We start from the raw sequence: 1,772 nt of genomic DNA on the forward strand, positions 1-1,772 counted from the left end.
CCCCCCCCCACAGTGGGGTTGCGGTGGCTGGCCTTTGGCACAAAAACCAGGCGAAAACGCCAGTTTCAACTTCACCCTTGTAGACCGTCTTGCCCACCCCCATATTGGGGCGACTGACGCGTGAAGGAATTCAACTTGAGCGACCTTTTAAACCGCCGCCTGGCCCTGCTCGGCGAGCGCGCCAACCTCTCCCTGCTCGAGCAGTGCCTGCACGGTATCGAACGTGAATGCCTGCGCGTCACCGGCGACGGGCACCTGGCGCAGACCTCGCATCCCGAATCCCTGGGCTCGGCGCTGACCAACGAACAGATCACTACCGACTATTCCGAGTCGCTGCTGGAATTCATCACCCCGGCCCTGGCCAACCCGGCCGACACCCTGCACAGCCTCGACAGGATCCACCGGTTTGTCTACAGCAAACTCGGCGACGAGTACCTGTGGAGCCCTTCGATGCCGTGTCCGCTGCCGGCCGAGGAAGACATTCCGATCGCCTACTACGGCACCTCGAATATCGGTCGACTCAAGTATGTCTACCGCAAGGGCCTGGCCCTGCGCTACGGCAAGACCATGCAATGCATCGCCGGGATCCACTACAATTTCTCCCTCCCGGAAAAGCTCTGGCCCCTGCTGCGCCAGGACGAGGCCAGCGAGGTGAGCGACCGCGACTTCCAGTCCTCGGCCTACATCGCGCTGATCCGTAATTTTCGCCGCTACAGCTGGTTGCTGATGTACCTGTTCGGCGCCTCGCCGGCCCTGGATGCAGGTTTCCTGCGCGGTCGTCCGCACCAGTTGGAGCAACTGGACCCGGACACCTTGTACCTGCCCTACGCCACCAGCCTGCGCATGAGCGACCTGGGTTACCAGAGCAACGCCCAAGCCGGCCTGACACCTTGCTATAACGACCTGGCGAGCTACACCGACAGCCTGCGCAAAGCCGTGGCAACGCCCTATGCACCTTATGTGGAAGTCGGTACTCACCAGAACGGCGAATGGGTGCAGCTCAACACCAACATCCTGCAGATCGAAAACGAGTACTACTCCAACATCCGCCCCAAGCGCGTGACCTACACCGGCGAGCGGCCGATCCAGGCGCTGATGGCTCGAGGAATCCAGTACGTCGAAGTACGCTGCCTGGACATCAACCCGTTCCTGCCGATGGGCATCGACCTGACCGAGTCGCGCTTCCTCGATGCGTTCCTGCTGTACTGCGGCCTCAACGACAGCCCGCAACTGGAAAACAACGAGTGCAGCAACGCCACGAGCAACTTCCTGACCGTGGTCAAGGAAGGCCGCAAGCCAGGCCTGCAACTGCAACGCCAGGGCCAACCCGTGGATATGCAGGCCTGGGCCTTGGAATTGTTGGAAAAAATCGCCCCGCTGGCGGCGTTGCTTGATCAGAGCCAGGGTGGCGAGGCACACCGTCAGGCACTGGATGCGCAACGGGCCAAGGTTCGCGACCCGTCCTTGACGCCATCCGCCCAGGTGCTGGCCGCCATGGCCGAGCACAGCGAGAGCTTCGCCGAGTTTTCCCTGCGCCAGAGCAAGACCCACGCCGAATTCTTCCGCGCCGAGCCGTTGTCGACGGAAGAACAGGTCACCTTCGAGGACACCGCACGCCAGTCGCTGGTCCAGCAAACCGAGCTGGAGCAGAACGAAGTGGGGGATTTCGACGTGTTCGTGGGTTCGTATCAGGCGAGCATTCTGGCGATCAGTAACTGAATCCCTGGGTGCGAGAACGCTTTTTGTGGCGAGGGAGCTTGCTCCTGCTGGTC

The 1,772-nt window shown here is 61.9% G+C and carries 1 protein-coding gene; it reads left to right on the forward strand.

Features of this window, described 5'->3' with window-relative positions; all coding sequences use genetic code 11:
- The first annotated feature begins 135 nt into the window (after positions 1-135).
- Entirely contained in the window at positions 136-1,719 is a 1,584-nt protein-coding gene (gshA, locus tag ACE04F_RS26485) for a glutamate--cysteine ligase (protein ID WP_486110557.1), read from the forward strand.
- Positions 1,720-1,772: the final 53 nt, after the last annotated feature.

Source organism: Pseudomonas sp. AGC41 (genome assembly GCF_057334555.1).